Genomic DNA, 2,917 nt, shown 5'->3' on the forward strand with positions numbered 1-2,917 from the left:
GACGACGAGGCCGCCGCCGCGGTGCCCGACGGCGCCGACACGCCGGAAGTCGTCACCATGAAGGAAGACAAGGCGGCCGCCCTGCGGCGCTTCGTCGACGCCTTGCCGGAAGAGCATCGCGTCGTCATCGATCTTGCCTATTATCACGAGCAGTCGGTGAGCGAGATCAGCGAGGTGCTCGACATTCCGGTCGCCACCGTCAAGACCCGGATGTTCTACGCCCGCAAGAAACTCGGCGAGGCTCTCAAGGCCGCCGGTTACGACAGGGGGTGGCCATGAGCGCCGCTGAAAAGATGTCGCGCCGCGACGAAATGGAAACGCTGCTGCCGTTCTACCTGAACGGCTCGCTGGAAGGTTCCGACCTGGAAGCGGTCGAGGAATGGCTGGCCAGCGATCCGGCCGCACTTGCCGCCCTTGGCGAAGCTGAAGCCGAATTCTCCGGCGCCACGGCCGCCAACGAAGCAATCCGGCCGCCGGCCGATGCGCTCAGCCGCTTTGCCAAGGCACTCGACGCCGAGGCCGGGCCTGCGCGCAAGCCGGCAGGATCGTCCTGGCTGGCGCAGGCCTGGGGCCGCTTTATGGCGGTGCCGGTCGGCGTCGCCTGGGCGGCAGCCGCGGTTCTGCTGGCGCTGGTCATGGTGCAGTCGTTTGTCGAACCCGGCGGAAAGGGCAATGATTTCGAGATTGCCGGCGCGCAAGACGATCTGGCGAAAATGCCGTACGCCCTGGTCAAGTTCAAGCCGGATGCGAAGATGTCGGACATTTCCGCCTTCCTCGGCAGCAACGGGCTGAAGATCGTCGGCGGACCGACCGCCGACGGCGTGTTCCGGCTTGGCATCCCGGCTGCCAACGCAGCCGACTACACCAGGCAAATCGGCCTTGTTGCCGCCCAGGCTTTCACGGAGACTGTGATCGAGGGAAGGAAACCGGTTGATGGCGGCTGAGGCGGTCATTCGATTTGCGGCAATGCTTGCGGCGGCGATGACAATCGTCGCCGTGCCCGCGTCGGCGCAGACCAACGATCCCAATCCCGACCAGACGAAAATCGACTGCCGCGACGGGACCAATGCGGCAGGCGCCGACTGCGCCAAGGATGGCAGCGACACAGAGGGCGGATCGGATGCGGCGCAATCCGGCGCGGTGTTCCTGCCGGCCCTGATCGTCGACCTGTTTCCCAACCCGGCGGCGCCCCCGACCCCTGTGCCGACGCCACGGCCCGAACCGGCGACGCCGCCGGCCGACACTCAAGCCGGCCCCCCGCCCGGTGGCCCGATCGTCTCGCCGACCGATCTCATTGCCGTTCAGCCGCGGCGCGCGGTGGTTGGCGATTTCGTGCCCGACGAGGTGCTGGTGACCGTCGACGGCGATGCCGGCGCTGTCCAGCAGATCGCCGCCTCCTTCGGCCTGCAGGTGCGCTCGCAGCGCCAGTCGCGGCTGCTTGGCACCACACTGGTGCGCTTCGGCATTCCCGACGGCCGGCCCGTCGGCGTCGTGCTGGCGCAACTGGCCGCCGACGGCCGCACCCAGCGGCGCGAGCCCAATCACGTCTATTCGCTGCAGCAGGCCGCCGGCATCGTCAACTATGCGTTCGACCGCATTGCACTCGATTCCAAGCAGGCCAACGGAGAAAACGTCCGCATCGCGGTGATCGACACCGGCATCGACGACACCAACCCGGCGCTCTCGGGCGTCATTGCCGGGCAGTTCGACGCCATGCCCGACGTGCCAATCGAAAAGCGCGATCACGGCACGTCGATCGACGGGCTGATCGCCGGCCTCGGCGCGCTGGAAGGCATGGCACCGGGCGCAAAAATCTATCACGCCCGCGCCTTCGAGGACGGCAAGTCGACCATGGACGTCATCCTGTCGGCGCTCGACTGGGCGGCGGAACAGGACGTGCGCATCATCAATATGAGCTTTGTCGGGCCGAAGAACGATTTGCTCGGCGTCGCCTGCCGCAATGCCCGCGCGCTCGGCATGGTGCTGGTCGCCGCAGCCGGTAACAACGGGCCGAAGGCGCCCTATGGCTATCCGGCCGCCTTCGATGGTGTCGTCGCGGTGACCGCCACCGATGCCAAGGACGGGCTGATGCCGCAGGCCAATCGCGGCGCCTATGTCTTCATCTCGGCACCCGGCGTCGAGATGGTGGCGCCGAGCGGCGCCGGCTCGGATGTGGTCACAGGCACCTCGTTTGCCGCGGCGATCGTGAGCGGCGCCATCGCCAATCTCATCCATGCCGCGCCCGATCGCTCGGCCGACGACATCGAAAAGGCGCTCGCGGCAACGGCCAGGGATCTCGGCCCCAAGGGACGCGACAATGATTTCGGCTACGGCCTGCTGGACATCAAGGCGGCGGCGGCAAAGGACTAGTCTGCGACAGTCCAAGCCGCGGCTTGCGGAGGACGCACCAGAAAATAGAACGCGACGATGTGCGTGATCATCAGCAGCGGCACGTAGATGATCGGGATCGCGTAGGTGGCGCCCAGTTCGCCCGCACGCTGGGGGAGGCCGACCTGGATGGCGTGGTAATAGTCCACGATGAGGTCGACCGTCCCGACCAGATTGAAGGCGACGACGAGCGCCCAGAAGAGCTGAGGTATCCTCACCGTGAGCAGCGCCAGCATGGCCAGCACTCCTGTTGCAAGGTCGCCGTAGGCAGCAAACACGGCAAAGCCGGCAGGCAAATCGGGGCTGACGACACCCGGAACGAGGAAGACCAGCCCGAAGAAGCGGAAGCTGTGCAGAGCGGCAACAGCGCGCTGCGCCGCGACCCGGTCCATCGACCTGAGCCACGGCAAACCGTATGTAGCGAAGCAAAGCAGCCACGCGACATAGCCCAGAACAAGATGGATTTGGAATAGGACTTCGGTGGACATCTGGCCTCCTCTCGACAATTGGTTCATGCGGCCTCGAACAC

4 protein-coding genes are annotated in these 2,917 nt (G+C 66.2%); 3 read left to right on the forward strand and 1 reads right to left on the reverse strand.

What is annotated here, in order from left to right; genetic code table 11:
- The 3 genes from EN879_RS30590 to EN879_RS30600 all read left to right on the forward strand — a co-directional run.
- Positions 1–279 (forward strand): sigma-70 family RNA polymerase sigma factor (locus EN879_RS30590; RefSeq protein WP_127274464.1); only part of this gene is annotated, 279 nt, incomplete at its 5' end.
- Positions 276–944: an anti-sigma factor gene (locus EN879_RS30595; protein WP_082826721.1), complete on the forward strand. Its 669-nt coding sequence runs from the start codon at positions 276–278 to the stop codon at positions 942–944. The genes EN879_RS30590 and EN879_RS30595, both read left to right, overlap by 4 nt.
- Entirely contained in the window at positions 934–2,370 is a 1,437-nt protein-coding gene (locus tag EN879_RS30600; protein ID WP_127274465.1) for a S8 family serine peptidase, read from the forward strand. The genes EN879_RS30595 and EN879_RS30600 overlap by 11 nt, the downstream gene beginning before the upstream one ends.
- Here the strand turns inward: EN879_RS30600 and EN879_RS30605 are convergent.
- Complete coding sequence (locus EN879_RS30605; RefSeq protein ID WP_013528257.1) at positions 2,367–2,876, reverse strand: hypothetical protein; 510 nt, start codon at positions 2,874–2,876, stop codon at positions 2,367–2,369. The genes EN879_RS30600 and EN879_RS30605 overlap by 4 nt on opposite strands.
- Positions 2,877–2,917: the final 41 nt, after the last annotated feature.

Source organism: Mesorhizobium sp. M7A.F.Ca.AU.002.02.1.1 (assembly GCF_003998535.1).
Taxonomy (GTDB): Bacteria; Pseudomonadota; Alphaproteobacteria; order Rhizobiales; family Rhizobiaceae; genus Mesorhizobium; species Mesorhizobium ciceri.